The sequence below is a fragment of the Pseudomonas sp. FP2294 genome (assembly GCF_030687625.1).
GTDB classification, from domain to species: Bacteria; Pseudomonadota; Gammaproteobacteria; order Pseudomonadales; family Pseudomonadaceae; genus Aquipseudomonas; species Aquipseudomonas shahriarae.
Map to the genome: position 1 here is coordinate 3,553,131 of NZ_CP117441.1, position 15,744 is coordinate 3,568,874.

The following is a 15,744-nucleotide window of genomic DNA, read 5'->3' on the forward strand; positions in this document are numbered from 1 at the left end:
TACCCGGGGACTGACTGTCAGCTAAGCGCGCCCACTACAAGAAATTCACAAGATCGAGCGTAGAAAGCCATGACCCAGCAATACGAACCGCTGCGCCTGCACGTTCCCGAGCCTTCTGGCCGTCCAGGTTGCAAGACCGACTTTACCTATCTGCATCTGACCGATGCGGGTACGGTGCGCAAACCCGCAATTGACGTAGAAGCCGCCGACACCGCCGACCTGGCCAAGGGCCTGATCCGCGTGCTCGACGACCAGGGCCAGGCCCTGGGCCCATGGGCCGAAGGTGTCCCGGTAGACATTTTGCGCCGCGGCATGCGTGCCATGCTCAAGACGCGGATCTTCGACAACCGCATGGTGGTCGCCCAGCGTCAGAAAAAGATGTCGTTCTATATGCAAAGCCTTGGCGAAGAAGCCATCGGCAGCGCCCAGGCCCTGGCCTTGAGCATCGACGACATGTGCTTCCCCACCTACCGCCAGCAAAGCATCCTGATGGCCCGTGAAGTGCCACTGGTAGACCTGATCTGCCAACTGCTGTCCAACGAGCGCGATCCGCTCAAGGGCCGCCAGTTGCCGATCATGTACTCGGTAAAAGACTTCGGTTTCTTCTCCATTTCCGGCAACCTCGCCACCCAGTTCGTACAGGGCGTGGGCTGGGGCATGGCCTCGGCGATCAAGGGCGATACCAAGATTGCCTCGGCATGGATCGGCGATGGTGCCACCGCCGAATCGGACTTCCACACCGCCCTGACCTTCGCCCACGTGTACCGCGCGCCGGTGATTCTCAACGTGGTCAACAACCAGTGGGCGATCTCCACCTTCCAGGCCATCGCCGGTGGTGAAGCCACCACCTTCGCCGGACGCGGCGTGGGTTGTGGCATCGCCTCCCTGCGGGTGGACGGCAACGACTTTATCGCGGTGTACGCCGCCTCTGCCTGGGCCGCCGAACGCGCGCGCCGCAACCTCGGCCCGACCCTGATCGAATGGGTCACCTACCGCGCCGGCCCGCACTCCACCTCCGATGACCCCTCCAAGTACCGGCCTGCCGACGACTGGAGCCACTTCCCGCTGGGCGACCCGATTGCCCGCCTCAAGCAGCACCTGATCAAGATTGGCCAGTGGTCCGAAGAGGAACACGCCACGGTCAGTGCGCAGCTGGAGGCCGAAGTGATCAGCGCGCAGAAAGAAGCCGAACAGTACGGCACCCTGGCCGGTGGCCAGATTCCAAGCGCCGCGAGCATGTTCGAAGACGTTTATAAAGAGATGCCGGAGCACTTGAAGCGCCAGCGTCAAGAGTTGGGGATCTGACATGAACGATCACAACAATAAAATCGAGCTGGAAACCGCCATGACCACGACCACCATGACCATGATCCAGGCCCTGCGCTCGGCCATGGATGTGATGCTTGAGCGCGACGACAATGTGGTGGTATTCGGCCAGGACGTCGGTTACTTCGGCGGCGTGTTCCGTTGCACCGAAGGCTTGCAGAGCAAGTACGGCACCTCGCGGGTGTTTGATGCGCCGATCTCCGAAAGCGGCATTATCGGCGTGGCCGTGGGCATGGGTGCCTATGGCCTGCGCCCGGTGGCCGAGATTCAGTTCGCCGACTACGTGTACCCGGCCACCGACCAGATCATCTCGGAAGCGGCGCGCCTGCGTTATCGCTCGGCCGGCCAGTTCACTGCACCGCTGACCATGCGCATGCCCTGCGGCGGCGGCATCTACGGCGGCCAGACCCACAGCCAGAGTATCGAAGCGGTGTTCACCCAGGTCTGCGGCCTGCGCACGGTGATGCCGTCCAACCCCTATGACGCCAAGGGCCTGCTGATCGCCTCCATCGAAAACGATGACCCGGTGATCTTCCTCGAGCCCAAGCGCCTGTACAACGGCCCGTTCGACGGCCACCACGACCGCCCGGTGACCCCGTGGTCCAAACACCCGCAAGCCCAGGTGCCGGACGGCTACTACACGGTGCCGCTGGATGTGGCTGCCATCGTGCGTCCAGGCTCGGCCGTCACGGTGCTGACTTACGGCACCACCGTGTACGTGTCGCAAGTGGCCGCCGAAGAAACCGGCATCGACGCCGAAGTCATCGACCTGCGCAGCCTGTGGCCGCTGGACCTGGAAACCATCGTCAAGTCGGTGAAAAAGACCGGCCGTTGCGTGGTGGTGCATGAAGCCACTCGGACCTGCGGTTTTGGTGCCGAACTGGTGTCGTTGGTGCAAGAACACTGCTTCCACTACCTGGAAGCGCCTATCGAGCGTGTGACCGGCTGGGACACCCCCTACCCCCACGCGCAAGAGTGGGCGTATTTCCCTGGCCCGACCCGTGTGGGCGCGGCTTTGCAACGGGTCATGGAGGTCTGAATGGGCACGCACGTTATCAAGATGCCGGACATTGGCGAAGGCATCGCAGAAGTTGAGTTGTCGGTATGGCACGTCAAGGTCGGCGATATGGTCGTGGAAGACCAGGTGCTGGCGGATGTGATGACCGACAAGGCGATGGTGGATATTCCCTCGCCGGTCCATGGCAAGGTGATATCGCTGGGCGGCGAGCCGGGTGAAGTCATGGCCGTGGGCAGTATCCTGATCAGCATTGAAGTCGAAGGCGCGGGCAATACCCGGGAGTCGGCGTTGTCGGCGGTGGTTGAAGAAGCCGCGCCGGCCCCAAAAGCCGAAATCAAGGCCCCTGCGGTTGAAAGCAAACCGGCCGCCAAGCCGGTGGTGGCCGCCCAGGCCCCGGTGGCCCGCGACGCCAATGAGCGCCCGCTGGCCTCGCCCGCCGTGCGCAAGCATGCGCTGGACGCCGGGATCCAGCTACGCCTGGTCCAGGGCTCGGGCCCGGCCGGGCGTATTCTGCATGAAGACCTTGATGCCTATCTGCAACAGGGCAGCACCCGCGCCTCGGCCGGCGCCAACCCGTATGCCGAGCGTAACGACGAAGAGCAGATCCCGGTGATCGGCATGCGCCGCAAGATCGCCCAGCGCATGCAGGACGCCACGCGCCGCGCCGCACATTTCAGCTACGTCGAAGAGATCGACGTGACGGCCCTCGACGACTTGCGCGTACACCTCAATGAAAAACACGGCGCCAGCCGCGGCAAGCTGACGTTGCTGCCATTCCTGGTGCGCGCGATGGTTGTGGCCTTGCGCGATTTCCCGCAGATCAACGCGCGTTATGACGACGAAGCCCAAGTCATCACCCGCCTTGGCGCGGTGCATGTGGGCGTCGCCACCCAGAGCGATGTCGGCCTGATGGTGCCCGTGGTGCGTCACGCCGAGGCGCGCAGCCTGTGGGGCACCGCCGAAGAAATCACCCGCCTGGCCAACGCCGCGCGCAATGGCAAGGCCAGCCGTGACGAACTGTCGGGCTCGACCATCACCCTGACCAGCCTCGGCGCGTTGGGCGGAATTGTCAGCACCCCAGTGCTGAACCTGCCGGAAGTGGCGATTGTCGGCGTCAACCGCATCGTCGAGCGACCAATGGTGATCAAGGGGCAGATCGTGATCCGCAAGATGATGAACCTCTCCAGCTCCTTCGATCACCGGGTGGTCGATGGCATGGACGCGGCGCAATTCATCCAGGCCATCCGTGGCCTGCTCGAACAACCCGCCAGCCTGTTCCTGGAGTAAGGGCATGACTCAGACTTTGCATACCACGCTGCTGATTATCGGCGGCGGCCCGGGCGGCTATGTGGCGGCGATTCGCGCCGGCCAACTGGGCATCCCGACCATTCTGGTAGAAGGCCAGGCGTTGGGCGGTACCTGCCTGAATATCGGCTGCATTCCGTCCAAGGCCCTGATCCACGTTGCCGAGCAGTTCCAGCAAACCGTGCACCACAGCCAGGGTTCGGCCCTGGGCATCGAAGTGGATGTGCCGACCCTGGACATCCGCAAGAGCGTCGAGTGGAAGGACGGCATTGTCGACCGCCTGACCACCGGGGTTGCCGCGCTGCTGAAAAAGCACAAAGTGCAGGTGATCCACGGCTGGGCCAAGATCGTCGACGGCAAGACCGTGGACGTGGATGGCCAACGCATCCAGTGCGAGCACCTGCTGCTGGCCACCGGTTCGAAAAGCGTCAACCTGCCGATGCTGCCGATTGGCGGGCCGATCATTTCGTCCACCGAAGCCTTGGCGCCGAGCCGTGTGCCAAAACGCTTGATCGTGGTGGGTGGCGGTTATATCGGCCTGGAACTGGGGATTGCCTATCGCAAACTCGGGGCCGAGGTCAGCGTGGTCGAAGCCCAGGACCGCATCCTGCCGGCCTACGACGCCGAGCTGACGCAGCCGGTCGCCGAATCCCTCAAGCAGTTGGGGGTCAAGCTGTACCTCAAGCACAGCGTGACGGGTTTTGAAGGTGGCAGCCTGCAAGTGCGCGATCCGAATGGCGAGACCCTGGCCCTCGGCACCGACCAGGTGCTGGTTGCCGTCGGTCGCAAACCCAACACCCAGGGCTGGAACCTGGAAGCCTTGAACCTGACGATGAACGGCGCGGCAATCCAGATCGACAGTCGTTGCCAGACCAGCATGCGCAATGTGTGGGCCATCGGCGACCTGAGCGGCGAACCGATGCTGGCGCACCGGGCCATGGCCCAGGGCGAAATGGTCGCGGAGCTGATCAGCGGTAAATCCCGCGAGTTCAACCCGGCGGCGATCCCGGCGGTGTGCTTTACCGACCCGGAACTGGTGGTGGTCGGCAACACCCCGGACGAAGCCAAGGCTGCGGGCCTGGACTGCATTGTCTCGAGCTTCCCGTTTGCGGCCAATGGCCGGGCCATGACCCTGGAGTCCAAGACCGGCTTCGTGCGGGTGGTGGCACGCCGCGACAATCACCTGATTGTTGGCTGGCAGGCGGTGGGGGTTGGCGTGTCCGAACTGTCCACGGCCTTTGGCCTGAGCCTGGAAATGGGCGCGCGCCTGGAGGATGTGGCAGGCACCATTCATGCCCACCCGACCCTCGGTGAAGCCGTGCAGGAAGCGGCGCTGCGGGCGCTGGGGCATGCCCTGCACCTCTGACCCACTGTGGCAGCGGGCTTGCCCGCGATAGCAATGTGTCAGTGTCAGAGGCGTTAACTGACCCACCGCTATCGTGAGCAAGCCCGCTCCCACACAGGCCAAGAATGAAGTATTGTTGCGCCCATCCAGAAATAAACCAAAAGCCTGCCTTCGACCAGGCGGTTGAAAAGAGATAGAGGGTGTCATGGGTAACGAAAGCATCAATTGGGACAAATTGGGTTTTGACTACATCAAGACCGACAAGCGTTTTCTCCAGACCTGGAAAGACGGCGCCTGGCAAGAAGGCACCCTGACCGAAGACAACGTGCTGCACATCAGCGAGGGCTCCACCGCCCTGCACTATGGCCAGCAGTGCTTTGAGGGCCTGAAGGCCTATCGCTGCAAGGACGGTTCGATCAACCTGTTCCGCCCGGACCAGAACGCCGCCCGCATGCAACGCAGCTGCGCCCGCCTGCTGATGCCGCAGGTGCCGACCGAAGCCTTCATCGAGGCGTGCAAGGCAGTGGTCCGCGCCAACGAGCGGTTCATCCCGCCGTACGGCACTGGCGGCGCGCTGTACCTGCGCCCGTTCGTGATCGGCACCGGTGACAACATCGGCGTGCGTACCGCGCCCGAGTTCATCTTCTCGATCTTCTGCATCCCGGTCGGCGCCTACTTCAAGGGCGGCCTGACCCCGCACAACTTCCTGATCTCCGGCTACGACCGCGCCGCGCCGAACGGCACCGGCGCCGCCAAGGTCGGTGGCAACTACGCAGCCAGCCTGATGCCCGGCTCCCTGGCGAAAAAAGCCAACTTTGCCGACTGCATCTACCTGGACCCGGCCACCCACTCGAAAATCGAAGAAGTCGGTTCGGCCAACTTCTTCGGGATCACCCACGACAACAAGTTCGTCACCCCGAACTCGCCGTCGGTGCTGCCAGGCATCACCCGCCTGTCGCTGATCGAACTGGCCAAGACCCGCCTGGGCCTGGACGTGGTCGAAGGCGACGTGCTGATCGACAAGCTGGCAGACTTCAAGGAAGCCGGCGCCTGCGGTACGGCGGCAGTGATCACGCCTATCGGCGGGATCGAGTACAAAGACAAGCTGCACGTGTTCTACAGCGAAAAAGAAGTCGGCCCAGTGACCCAGAAGCTCTACAAAGAGCTGACCGGTGTGCAGTCCGGCGACGTTGAAGCGCCAGCTGGCTGGATCGTCAAGGTCTAAGCCCCGCTGCGCAACAAAATGTGGGAGCGGGCTTGCTCGCGAAAGCGGTGGATCAGTCAACGTCATCAGTGACTGACCCACCGCTTTCGCGAGCAAGCCCGCTCCCACATTTGCTTACGGGTGGTTTCAGGATTTGGGCAGGTTCTGCGCAATCTTCTTGCCCATGCTGATCCTCGGCTCCACGCCATACCCCAGTGCTTCGTAGAAACCCACCACCGTATCGTTGCTCAGATTGATCTGCAGGTTGATCTTCAGGCAGCCGAGGGCGATCAACGCCTGTTCCCCATGGCGCACCAACGACGCGCCCAGGCCTTGCCGGCGATAGTCCGGATGCACGGCCACCGAATACAACCAACCCCGATGCCCGTCGTAACCTGCCATCAAGGTGCCGATCACGGCCTTGCCGTGGGTGGCGACAAAGAACAGCCCGTCCTCCACCGCAAGCTTTCTATCAATCGCCAGTTCCGGCCGGTTATGTGGGGTGTCATAACCAAACGCCGTCTGCCATAACGCCGCGACCTGGGCCCGATGCAAACGGTCGCGATACACGCCGATGGGGTGGCGAGACGACAATACTTTCTCCATCACCAGGGTGCGCTCGTTGCCGTGGTACACATCCCGCACGGTCTGGAACCCCAGCTTGGTATAAAACGGCTCGGCGGTGAGGGACGACGGTACGCTCAATACCGTGACCCCAGCCTCACGGGCCCGCTGTTCGATATCGGCCATCAGTTGGCGGCCGATGCCCTGCCCTTGCAGCACCGGGTTGACGAACACCGAACGCACCACATTGGCGTCCAAGGCGGCGGTCGCGACGATTTCTTGATCCTGGAGTGCAACCAGCACGGTACGCCGCGTGAGCAATTGCAGCACCGCCTCCGGCGTGAAGTTGCTCGCCACCCGCGCAATCACATCCGCCGGGTAGTCACGGGCGTTGCTGCTGCGCAGGGCCGCCAGGATGACCTGGCTGATGCCTTCGGCATCGGTGGGTTGGGCGAGGCGGACGGCGGTAGACATGACTCCTCCTGACGGGTGACGTAATGACAGCCACCACAATACCCATGTGTGGGCTTGTGTGGGAGCCGGGCTTGCCCGCGATGCAGGCACCTCGGTGTGTCCGCTACACCGCGGTGATGCTATCGCAGGCAAGCCAGCTCCCACACAAGTCGGCTCCTACAGGTTTGAGCGCCCCCTGACAGCCGATTCGGCTGCCACACCCCTCTTTTCAGCTTTCCCGGCTGGGCTGCTCCCCTGTTTCAGCCGGGATTCTACGGCCAGAGCGCACAAAATAGCCTCAATGCCCAACCCCATGGACTCGTGCCCCCATGCAAACCACCAATACCGTCCTGATGATTCGCCCGGCGCACTTTGCCTTTAACCCGGACACCGCGATCAACAACCGCTTCCAGCGCGCGCCCGTCGATCCGGTGGCCGCACAGCACAAAGCGCTGGAAGAGTTCGACGGTTATGTCGACACCCTGCGCCAGCATGGTGTGGACGTGTTGGTGGTGCAGGACACACCCGCGCCCCATACCCCGGATTCGATCTTCCCCAATAACTGGTGGAGCAGTCATGCCGACGGCAGCCTGGTGCTGTACCCGATGGAGGGCCAGAACCGCCGCCTGGAGCGCGATAAAGGCGTGCTGCAAGTACTGGAGCAGCGCTTCGCAATCAAAGACACCATCGACTTCAGCCACCTGGAACAACAGAACATGTTCCTCGAAGGTACTGGCAGCATGGTCCTCGACCGCCAGCACCGCATCAGCTACGCCTGCCACTCCGGGCGCACCCATCACGATGCCCTGCGCCAGTTTGCCGAGCGCCTGGACTATCAGGTCTGCGCCTTCCACGCCGTCGACCGCCATCACGCACCGATCTACCACAGCAACGTGATGATGAGCGTCGGCCGCGACCTGTCGGTGGTGTGCCTGGACGCGCTGCCCGAAACCCAAGAACGCCAGGGCCTGGAACGCTCCCTGCGCGACACCGGCAAAGACATCCTGGCCCTGGACTTCGACCAACTGGAAGCCTTCGCCGGCAACATGCTGGAACTCCACGACCGCGACGGCCAGCCGCTGCTGGTGATGTCGGCCAGCGCCTGGCGCTCGCTCAAGCCGGCGCAGCGCCTGCATGTGGAACGCCACACCCACCCAGTCGTGGTGAATATCGACAACATCGAACGCATCGGCGGCGGCAGTGCCCGCTGCATGTTGGCCGAAGTGCATCTTCCGGCCCGCGCCTCATTCCAATAAGGAGTTTTTCCATGACCCGTTATATCGACGTCAACGACCTCAGCTACCTGGTATCGCAAAAAGGCCTGCAAACCTGCATCACCGAGATGGCCGAGTACATCCGCGCCGACTACCTGCGCTGGAATGACTTCGAAAAATGCGCGCGCCTGGCCAACCACTCGCCCGAGGGCGTGATCGAACTGATGCCGGTCTCGGATGCTTCGCTGTATGCCTTCAAATACGTCAACGGCCACCCGAAAAATACCCAGAGCGGCATGCTCACGGTCATGGCGTTCGGCGCCCTGGGGGATGTGGATACCGGCAAACCGGTGCTGCTCAGCGAGATGACCCTGACCACGGCGATCCGCACTGCCGCCACTTCGGCCCTGGTTGCGCGCTACCTGGCACGGGACAACAGCCGCAGCATGGCGCTGATCGGCAATGGCTCGCAAAGTGAGTTCCAGGCCCTGGCGTTTCACACCTTGCTGGGCATCAATGAGATCCGCCTGTTCGATATAGATACCCAGGCCATGCACAAGCTGGCGAACAACCTCAAGGCCTTCCCGGCGATCAAGCTGACCCTCGCGGGTAGCGTCGCCGAAGCGGTGAAAGGCGCCGATATCGTCACCACCGTCACCGCCGACAAGGCCTACGCCACCATCCTTACCGACGACATGATCGAGCCCGGCATGCACCTCAATGCCGTGGGCGGCGACTGCCCCGGCAAGACCGAACTGGACCGGCGCATCGTCGAGCGCGCGCGGGTGATCGTCGAGTACGAACCACAAAGCCGTATCGAAGGCGAAATCCAGCATATGCCCGAGGACTCGCCGGTCACCGAGCTGTGGCAAGTGATCAACGGCCAGAAGCCGGGCCGGGAAAATGCGCGCCAGGTCACCCTGTTTGACTCGGTAGGTTTTGCCCTCGAAGACTATTCGGCCCTGCGTTATGTACTGGATGTGGCCAAGGCCCTGGACGTGGGCAGCGAGTTGGAGCTGGTACCGGACCTGGCCGACCCCAAGGACCTGTTCGCCCGCCTGGCCCAGCGACCAACCGCACAGCATAAAAAGCGCGCCTGAAACCGCTCTGGCCTGCCGCTTTGCGCAAGCGGCGGGCCCTAAACCGCGGTTTGAAAAGCCGATATACAGGGTGCCGCAGCCGATTCTGCTGCAATCCGCGTTTTAACAGCGCATTCCGCATGCGAAGGACTAGGTAAACGACACAAAAAACGCACCATCATGAAGCATTCTGAGCGCGACCAAAGAGTCAGCAAATGAATGCATGCCGCACCCTTTCTACTGCCCTGACATCAATTACAAAATATAGGGAAAACACCATGACTCCGCTCCGATCACTCGTCGCCGCGCTGCTCCTGCCTTTGTGCGCCACCGCCGTCCAGGCCCAGGAATGGAAAGAAATCCGTTTCGGCGTGTTCCCCGAGTACCCACCCTTTGAATCCGTGGCCGCCGACGGCAGCCTGCAAGGTTTCGACATTGAGCTGGGCAACGCTATCTGCGCCAAGCTTGAAGTCAAGTGCACCTGGGTCCACAACGAATTCGACGGCATGATCCCGGCACTGCGTGCGCGCAAGTTCGACGCCATCATGTCCTCCATGGCCGTGACCCCGGCCCGGCAAAAACAGATCGACTTCAGCGACCGCCTGTTCCTCAGCCCCACCTCGGTGATCACCCGCAAGGGCGCCGGTTTCGGCGATACGCCGGAATCCCTCAAGGGCAAACAGGTCGGCGTGCTCCAGGGCTCGCTGCAGGAAGCCTATGCCCGCGCCCACCTGGCCAAGCTCGGTGCCCAGGTCAAGGCATACCAGTCCCAGGACCAGAACTATGCCGACCTGCAAAACGGCCGCCTCGACGCGACGCTGACCGACAAGCTCGAAGCCCAGCTCAACTTCCTGTCCAAGCCTGAAGGCGCCGACTACCAATCCGGCCCGGCCTTCAAGGACCCGACCTTGCCGCTGGACATTGCCATGGGCCTGCGCAAGAACGACCAGGAACTGCTGGCGCTGATCAACAAGGGCATCGCAGCCATCCAGGCCGATGGCACTTACGCGCTGATCCAGAAGAAGTACTTCGGTGACGAAGATATCTATCACGAGTAATCCCCCGCCCTATCCCCTGTAGGAGCCGGCTTGCCAGCGCTGGCGGTGCGACAAACACCGCCATTTGCGGCAGGTTCCTACCGGTTCTATCGAGACTTTCCCGTGAATGAACTCCTCAACCTGCAAGGCTTCGGCCCGCTGTTGGCCCAGGGTGCCTGGATGACCATCAAGCTGGCGTTCCTCGCGCTGGTCCTGAGCCTGAGCCTGGGCCTGATCGCCGCCGGTGCCAAGCTGTCCAGCCATAAGCTGTTGCGCATCCCCGCCACCCTCTACACCACCTTGATCCGCAGCGTGCCGGACCTGGTACTGATCCTGCTGATCTTCTACAGCCTGCAACTGTGGCTCAATGACTTGACCGAGATGCTTGGCTGGAACTACTTCGAAATTGATCCCTTCACCGCCGGTGTGATCACCCTGGGTTTTATCTACGGTGCGTATTTCACCGAAAACTTTCGCGGCGCGATGCTCAGTGTGCCGGTGGGCCAACTGGAAGCAGCGACCGCCTACGGCTTGAGCCGCTGGCAGCGGTTTCGGCTGGTGATGTTCCCGCAATTGATGCGGTTTGCGTTGCCGGGGCTGGGCAATAACTGGCTGGTACTGCTCAAGTCCACGGCGCTGGTGTCGATCATCGGCCTGGCGGACCTGGTCAAGGCCGCGCAGAACGCCGGCAAGACCACCAATGACCCGTTGTACTTCCTGATCCTTGCGGGCCTGGTGTACCTGGTGATCACCACCCTCTCCAACCGCATCTTCAAACGCCTGGAACGGCGCTACAACGTCGGCATCAAAGGAGTGGCGCGATGATCGAACTGATCCAGCAATATGGCCTGGCGTACCTGTGGACCGATGGCTCGGGGTTTTCCGGGGTGGCCATGACCTTGTGGCTGTTTATCGTGTCGGTGATCCTCGGGTTTTTCCTGTCCATCCCCCTGGCAATCGCCCGCGTCAGCGAGCACTTCTGGCTACGCTGGCCGGTGGAGGTGTACACCTACCTGTTTCGCGGCACGCCGCTGTATATCCAGTTGCTGATTTGCTACACCGGCCTGTACAGCCTGGAAGTGGTGCAGGATAACGCCCTGCTCAATCAGTTTTTCCGCAATGCCTTGAACTGCACGCTGCTGGCCTTTGTGCTCAACACCTGCGCCTACACCGTGGAAATCTTCGCCGGGGCCATTCGCAATATTCCCCATGGCGAAATTGAAGCCGCGCGGGCCTACGGCCTGCACGGCTGGCGGATGAACCTGTTCGTGGTGATCCCCGCCGCGCTGCGCCGCGCATTGCCGGCCTACAGCAACGAAATGATCCTGATGCTGCACGCCACGTCCCTGGCATTTACCGCAACCATCGCCGACATCCTCAAGGTGGCCCGTGACGCCAATGCCGAAACGTTCCTCACGTTCCAGGCCTTCGGCATTGCTGCGCTGCTGTACATGCTGCTGTCCTTCGCATTGGTGGGCCTGTTCCGACTGGCCGAACGACGCTGGATGCGCTTTCTTGTCCCGACCCGAGGCTAACCCATGAATCAGTCCGCACAGGCCCTGGCCGCTCATCCCACACACACTGCCGCGCCCCGCCCGAACGTGGTGGCGGCCGGCGCCAACGTCAAACTCAAGGTCGAAGACCTGCATAAAAGCTACGGCGACCACGAAGTGCTCAAGGGGGTTTCACTCAACGCCAGCAAGGGCGATGTGATCAGCCTGATCGGCGCCAGCGGCTCCGGCAAAAGCACCATGCTGCGCTGCATCAATTTCCTCGAACAGCCCGACGCCGGGGTAATCACCCTGGACGGCATCAGCATTGAAATGCGCCAGGGTCGCGCCGGGGTGCAGGCGCCGCACCAGGCACAACTGCAGAACCTGCGCACGCGCCTGGCCATGGTGTTCCAGCACTTCAACCTGTGGAGCCACATGACCGTGCTGGAAAACATCTGCATGGCGCCACGCCGGGTGTTGGGCGTCAGTGCCGCCGAAGCGGAGAAACGCGCGCGGATGTACCTGGATAAAGTCGGCCTGCCGGGCCGGGTCGCCGATCAATACCCGGCGTTTCTCTCCGGTGGTCAGCAACAGCGCGTGGCCATCGCCCGGGCCCTGGCCATGGAGCCGGAGATTATCCTGTTCGATGAACCGACCTCGGCGCTGGATCCGGAGCTTGTAGGAGAAGTCCTCAAAGTCATACAGACGTTGGCCGAGGAAGGTCGTACCATGCTTATGGTCACCCACGAAATGGGCTTTGCCCGGCAAGTCTCCAGCCAGGTGCTGTTCCTGCACCAGGGCCGCGTCGAAGAACAAGGCAGCGCCGAGATTCTCGACCATCCGACCAGCGAACGCTTGCAGCAATTTCTCTCCAACCGCTTGAAGTGAACACAGAATCGACCATGGATACCAAGGCCAACGGACCCCATTCCACCCCAGTGCTGGATCGCATTGATGAAGCCATCATTGATGTCTTGCGCCATCAGGGGCGTATCACCTACGAAAAGCTGTCTTCGCTGGTGCACCTGACGCCCAGGCCCTGCCTGGAGCGGGTGCGCAAGCTGGAGCGGCGCGGGGTGATTCGCGGCTACGGCGCGATCATTGATGTGCAAATGGTCTCGCCGGGGTTGTCCTTGCTGGTACTGGTGGCCTTGTCGAACCAGAGCGGGCGCTCGGCGCAAAAAGCCTTCGAAGCCTGCGTCAAAGCCTGCCCACAGGTGTTCGAGTGCCAATTGATCAGCGGCCCCTTCGACTACAGCCTGCGCATGCGCTGCCGGGACATGGAGCACTACCGCGTGCTGACGGAAACCTGGTTGAACAATGATGAGCTGCACATCGACAAACTGGTGGCCCATCCGGAGCTGGCGGTGGTGAAAAACACCGCGACTGAGTTGGCCTGAACCCCATCGCCTCACACGATGCAGATCAGATGTGGGGGGTGGACTTGTGTGGGCTTGCCTGTGTGGGAGCTGGCTTGCCTGCGATGCAGACGCCTCGGTCTATCAGCTATACCGAGGTGATGCTATCGCAGGCAAGCCAGTTCCCACACAAGCCAGCCCGCCATATGCTTCCCATATGTTTCCCACATGTTTTAACCGTGCCCGCCTGAAATCCGCTTGCCGGGGCGCTCACCAATCAGCTTCGCCTGCCCATCCCGCTGCTTCCCCGTCCGCGCCTCGCTGATCAACCCCGGTATCAACTTACCCTCCGGCAAATTCTTCCAGAACCGGCTCGGCAGGTGCCCCTCCATGACCTTGGGATTCAACCGCGCCGGGTTGAAGATATGGCTGTAATAGGTCAGCCACATGGCACTGTGTGGATCTTCGACATTCTGCGCCAACTGCTGCCATTGCTCCGGGCACTGGCGTTGATGAATCAACTGCTCACCGTCGTAATACACCCCATCCAGGGGCGTCGCGATCATCCAGCGATGACGGCCCATGCGCCCGACAAAATGCTGGCTGGCACTGTGCAAAATATCGTGGGCCGGTTCGTGCCAGGCCACGTACTCCGGCAACTCCGGCCCCGCCGCCGCCGGCAGCGCGATAAAACGCACAAACGCATGCAGATGGTGGGCCTCACGCCTTACCTGCTTGATCCGCCGTTGCAACTCGCTGCCCAGTTGATCCCCCGCCATCATCGCCGTGCGGTCACCATGGCTGACGCGCCACAGCACTTCATACAACAGGCTCCAGCGCTGCTCACCGTGGTAACAGGCGGCACTTTCCAGCAGCTCCAGCAGCGCCTTGGGAATGCGTGCCTGGAACGGGCCATTGTGCGTGGGGTAGTGTTCATCGGTGGCAAACAGGTCCGCCACTTCCACTTCGCCCCAACTGACATGGCTGGGGTCGATCTGATGGCTGAGCAGCCAGCGTGCCTGCTCGCGCCAGGTGCTGAACAGGTTGTCGCATTCCAGGCTGATCATCCCCATAACCCCATCTGTTCCGGTTGCGGGCGGTCGCGCAGTTGCTCGCGCAGCAGCACGCTGGTGCTTTCCGCCTGCTGGGGGTGGTAGTCGCTGGTGATGAAGAACGGCTTGGCCTTGGTCAGCACGCAGCGCATGCGCGCCAGGTCTTCAAAACGGATCTTGCGTTGCCGGCGCAGCTCCACCAGGCGTTCGGTGGTACGCAGGCCAATCCCCGGGATACGCGCGATCAACGTCGCCTCGGCACGGTTCAGGTCCAGCGGGAACACCTCGCGATGCTCCAGGGCCCAGGCCAGCTTCGGGTCGATATCCAGCGCCAGATCCCCCGGCCCCGCGAACAGTTCGTTGGCGCGGAAACCATAACTGCGCAGCAGAAAGTCGGCCTGGTACAAACGGTGCTCGCGCATCAGCGGCGGCGCCGCCAGGGGCACGCTTTTCGGGCTATTGGGAATCGGGCTGAACGCCGAGTAGTACACCCGGCGCAACTTGAAGTTGCCATACAGCGCCTCGGCACCGTGCAGGATGGTGCTGTCGTCGGTGTCATCGGCGCCGACAATCATCTGCGTGCTTTGCCCGGCCGGGGCGAACCGCGGTGCCCGGGGCTCGTTGAGCACGGTTTGCTCGCCGGTGAAAATCGTCTGCATCGCCTGCTTGATCGAACCGATCTGCTTCTCCGGCGCGAGGATCTGCAGGCTTTTATCGGTGGGCAACTCAATGTTCACGCTCAAGCGATCGGCATACCGCCCGGCCTCGGCAATCAATGCAGGATCCGCTTCGGGGATGGTCTTGAGGTGGATATAACCGCGAAAGTCATGCTCCTCACGCAGCAACTTGGCGACCCGCACCAGTTGCTCCATGGTGTAGTCCGCCGAACGAATGATCCCCGAACTGAGAAACAGCCCGCTGACGCAATTACGCCGGTAGAAGTCCAGGGTCAGGCTCACCACCTCCTCCGGGTTGAACCGCGCACGGGGCACGTCACTGGAGCGGCGGTTGACACAGTATTGGCAGTCGTAGAGGCAGAAATTGGTCAGCAGCACCTTGAGCAACGACACACAGCGCCCATCGGGTGTGTAGCTGTGGCAGATGCCCATGCCATCGCTCGAACCCAGCCCGACCTTGCCCTCGGAGGTGCGCTTGGGCGCCCCGCTGCTGGCGCAAGACGCGTCGTACTTGGCCGCATCGGCGAGGATGCTGAGTTTTTCGATCAACTGCATGGCGGGCTACCGGATACTGTGTTTTTGTACAGTATCAGCAGCGACACCCGGCATTCAAGGAGAG

General features: G+C 62.2%; 15 protein-coding genes. 12 read left to right on the forward strand and 3 right to left on the reverse strand.

Features of this window, described 5'->3' with window-relative positions; genetic code table 11:
- Positions 1 to 69 precede the first annotated feature (69 nt).
- From PSH73_RS15680 to PSH73_RS15700, 5 genes are all read left to right on the forward strand, one after another.
- Positions 70 to 1,305 (forward strand): 3-methyl-2-oxobutanoate dehydrogenase (2-methylpropanoyl-transferring) subunit alpha, encoded by a 1,236-nt coding sequence (locus PSH73_RS15680; protein ID WP_198799387.1) that lies wholly within the window; start codon positions 70 to 72, stop codon positions 1,303 to 1,305.
- 1 nt (position 1,306) lies between these two features.
- Positions 1,307 to 2,365, forward strand: a complete 1,059-nt coding sequence (locus PSH73_RS15685; protein WP_057439417.1) for an alpha-ketoacid dehydrogenase subunit beta — start codon at positions 1,307 to 1,309, stop codon at positions 2,363 to 2,365.
- Positions 2,366 to 3,631, forward strand: coding sequence for a dihydrolipoamide acetyltransferase family protein (locus PSH73_RS15690; RefSeq protein WP_057960088.1), 1,266 nt, complete (start codon positions 2,366 to 2,368; stop codon positions 3,629 to 3,631).
- 4 nt (positions 3,632 to 3,635) lie between these two features.
- Positions 3,636 to 5,015, forward strand: a complete 1,380-nt coding sequence (gene lpdA / locus PSH73_RS15695; RefSeq protein WP_169990466.1) for a dihydrolipoyl dehydrogenase — start codon at positions 3,636 to 3,638, stop codon at positions 5,013 to 5,015.
- Positions 5,016 to 5,199: 184 nt separating this feature from the next.
- Positions 5,200 to 6,219: a branched-chain amino acid aminotransferase gene (locus PSH73_RS15700; protein WP_057439419.1), complete on the forward strand. Its 1,020-nt coding sequence runs from the start codon at positions 5,200 to 5,202 to the stop codon at positions 6,217 to 6,219.
- Between the two features lie 126 nt (positions 6,220 to 6,345).
- Here the strand turns inward: PSH73_RS15700 and PSH73_RS15705 are convergent, their stop codons facing one another.
- Positions 6,346 to 7,236: a GNAT family acetyltransferase gene (locus PSH73_RS15705; RefSeq protein ID WP_169990468.1), complete on the reverse strand. Its 891-nt coding sequence runs from the start codon at positions 7,234 to 7,236 to the stop codon at positions 6,346 to 6,348.
- A gap of 308 nt (positions 7,237 to 7,544) precedes the next feature.
- Between PSH73_RS15705 and ctlX the strand changes: the two genes are divergently transcribed.
- From ctlX to PSH73_RS15740, 7 genes are all read left to right on the forward strand, one after another.
- Positions 7,545 to 8,471 carry a citrulline utilization hydrolase CtlX gene (gene ctlX, locus PSH73_RS15710; RefSeq protein ID WP_198818234.1) on the forward strand — a complete coding sequence of 309 codons (927 nt, stop codon included), beginning with the start codon at positions 7,545 to 7,547 and terminating at the stop codon, positions 8,469 to 8,471.
- 11 nt (positions 8,472 to 8,482) lie between these two features.
- Positions 8,483 to 9,529: an ornithine cyclodeaminase gene (locus tag PSH73_RS15715; protein WP_057960091.1), complete on the forward strand. Its 1,047-nt coding sequence runs from the start codon at positions 8,483 to 8,485 to the stop codon at positions 9,527 to 9,529.
- 257 nt (positions 9,530 to 9,786) lie between these two features.
- The gene (locus PSH73_RS15720) at positions 9,787 to 10,566 is read left to right on the forward strand and encodes an ABC transporter substrate-binding protein (protein WP_057439422.1); all 780 of its coding nucleotides are present in this window, start codon (positions 9,787 to 9,789) and stop codon (positions 10,564 to 10,566) included.
- 102 nt (positions 10,567 to 10,668) lie between these two features.
- A complete protein-coding gene (locus PSH73_RS15725; RefSeq protein WP_057960092.1) occupies positions 10,669 to 11,370 on the forward strand; it encodes an ABC transporter permease in 702 nt (233 codons plus the stop codon).
- A complete protein-coding gene (locus tag PSH73_RS15730) occupies positions 11,367 to 12,080 on the forward strand; it encodes an ABC transporter permease (RefSeq protein ID WP_057439424.1) in 714 nt (237 codons plus the stop codon). Before PSH73_RS15725 ends, PSH73_RS15730 begins: the two co-directional genes overlap by 4 nt.
- A gap of 3 nt (positions 12,081 to 12,083) precedes the next feature.
- On the forward strand, positions 12,084 to 12,926 hold the full coding sequence (locus PSH73_RS15735; protein ID WP_225923795.1) for an ABC transporter ATP-binding protein: 843 nt from the start codon (positions 12,084 to 12,086) through the stop codon (positions 12,924 to 12,926).
- 14 nt (positions 12,927 to 12,940) lie between these two features.
- Positions 12,941 to 13,438 (forward strand): Lrp/AsnC family transcriptional regulator, encoded by a 498-nt coding sequence (locus tag PSH73_RS15740; protein ID WP_057439425.1) that lies wholly within the window; start codon positions 12,941 to 12,943, stop codon positions 13,436 to 13,438.
- Positions 13,439 to 13,629: 191 nt separating this feature from the next.
- On the opposite strand, the gene PSH73_RS15745 is transcribed toward PSH73_RS15740, so the two are convergent.
- Together PSH73_RS15745 and PSH73_RS15750 are read right to left on the reverse strand one after the other, a co-directional pair.
- Complete coding sequence (locus PSH73_RS15745) at positions 13,630 to 14,463, reverse strand: TIGR03915 family putative DNA repair protein (protein ID WP_057439426.1); 834 nt, start codon at positions 14,461 to 14,463, stop codon at positions 13,630 to 13,632.
- Entirely contained in the window at positions 14,460 to 15,680 is a 1,221-nt protein-coding gene (locus PSH73_RS15750; RefSeq protein WP_198799391.1) for a putative DNA modification/repair radical SAM protein, read from the reverse strand. The genes PSH73_RS15745 and PSH73_RS15750 overlap by 4 nt, the downstream gene beginning before the upstream one ends.
- Positions 15,681 to 15,744 lie beyond the last annotated feature (64 nt).

Excerpts from the sequence above, each read along its gene's own strand:
- PSH73_RS15735 (WP_225923795.1), top strand. The coding sequence starts at position 12,084 with ATGAATCAGTCCGCACAGGCCCTGGCCGCTCATCCCACACACACTGCC.
- PSH73_RS15745 (WP_057439426.1), bottom strand. The coding sequence starts at position 14,463 with ATGATCAGCCTGGAATGCGACAACCTGTTCAGCACCTGGCGCGAGCAG.
- PSH73_RS15750 (WP_198799391.1), bottom strand. The coding sequence starts at position 15,680 with ATGCAGTTGATCGAAAAACTCAGCATCCTCGCCGATGCGGCCAAGTAC.
- PSH73_RS15690 (WP_057960088.1), top strand. The coding sequence starts at position 2,366 with ATGGGCACGCACGTTATCAAGATGCCGGACATTGGCGAAGGCATCGCA.
- PSH73_RS15705 (WP_169990468.1), bottom strand. The coding sequence starts at position 7,236 with ATGTCTACCGCCGTCCGCCTCGCCCAACCCACCGATGCCGAAGGCATC.
- PSH73_RS15715 (WP_057960091.1), top strand. The coding sequence starts at position 8,483 with ATGACCCGTTATATCGACGTCAACGACCTCAGCTACCTGGTATCGCAA.
- ctlX (WP_198818234.1), top strand. The coding sequence starts at position 7,545 with ATGCAAACCACCAATACCGTCCTGATGATTCGCCCGGCGCACTTTGCC.
- lpdA (WP_169990466.1), top strand. The coding sequence starts at position 3,636 with ATGACTCAGACTTTGCATACCACGCTGCTGATTATCGGCGGCGGCCCG.
- PSH73_RS15730 (WP_057439424.1), top strand. The coding sequence starts at position 11,367 with ATGATCGAACTGATCCAGCAATATGGCCTGGCGTACCTGTGGACCGAT.
- PSH73_RS15720 (WP_057439422.1), top strand. The coding sequence starts at position 9,787 with ATGACTCCGCTCCGATCACTCGTCGCCGCGCTGCTCCTGCCTTTGTGC.
- PSH73_RS15740 (WP_057439425.1), top strand. The coding sequence starts at position 12,941 with ATGGATACCAAGGCCAACGGACCCCATTCCACCCCAGTGCTGGATCGC.
- PSH73_RS15700 (WP_057439419.1), top strand. The coding sequence starts at position 5,200 with ATGGGTAACGAAAGCATCAATTGGGACAAATTGGGTTTTGACTACATC.
- PSH73_RS15685 (WP_057439417.1), top strand. The coding sequence starts at position 1,307 with ATGAACGATCACAACAATAAAATCGAGCTGGAAACCGCCATGACCACG.
- PSH73_RS15680 (WP_198799387.1), top strand. The coding sequence starts at position 70 with ATGACCCAGCAATACGAACCGCTGCGCCTGCACGTTCCCGAGCCTTCT.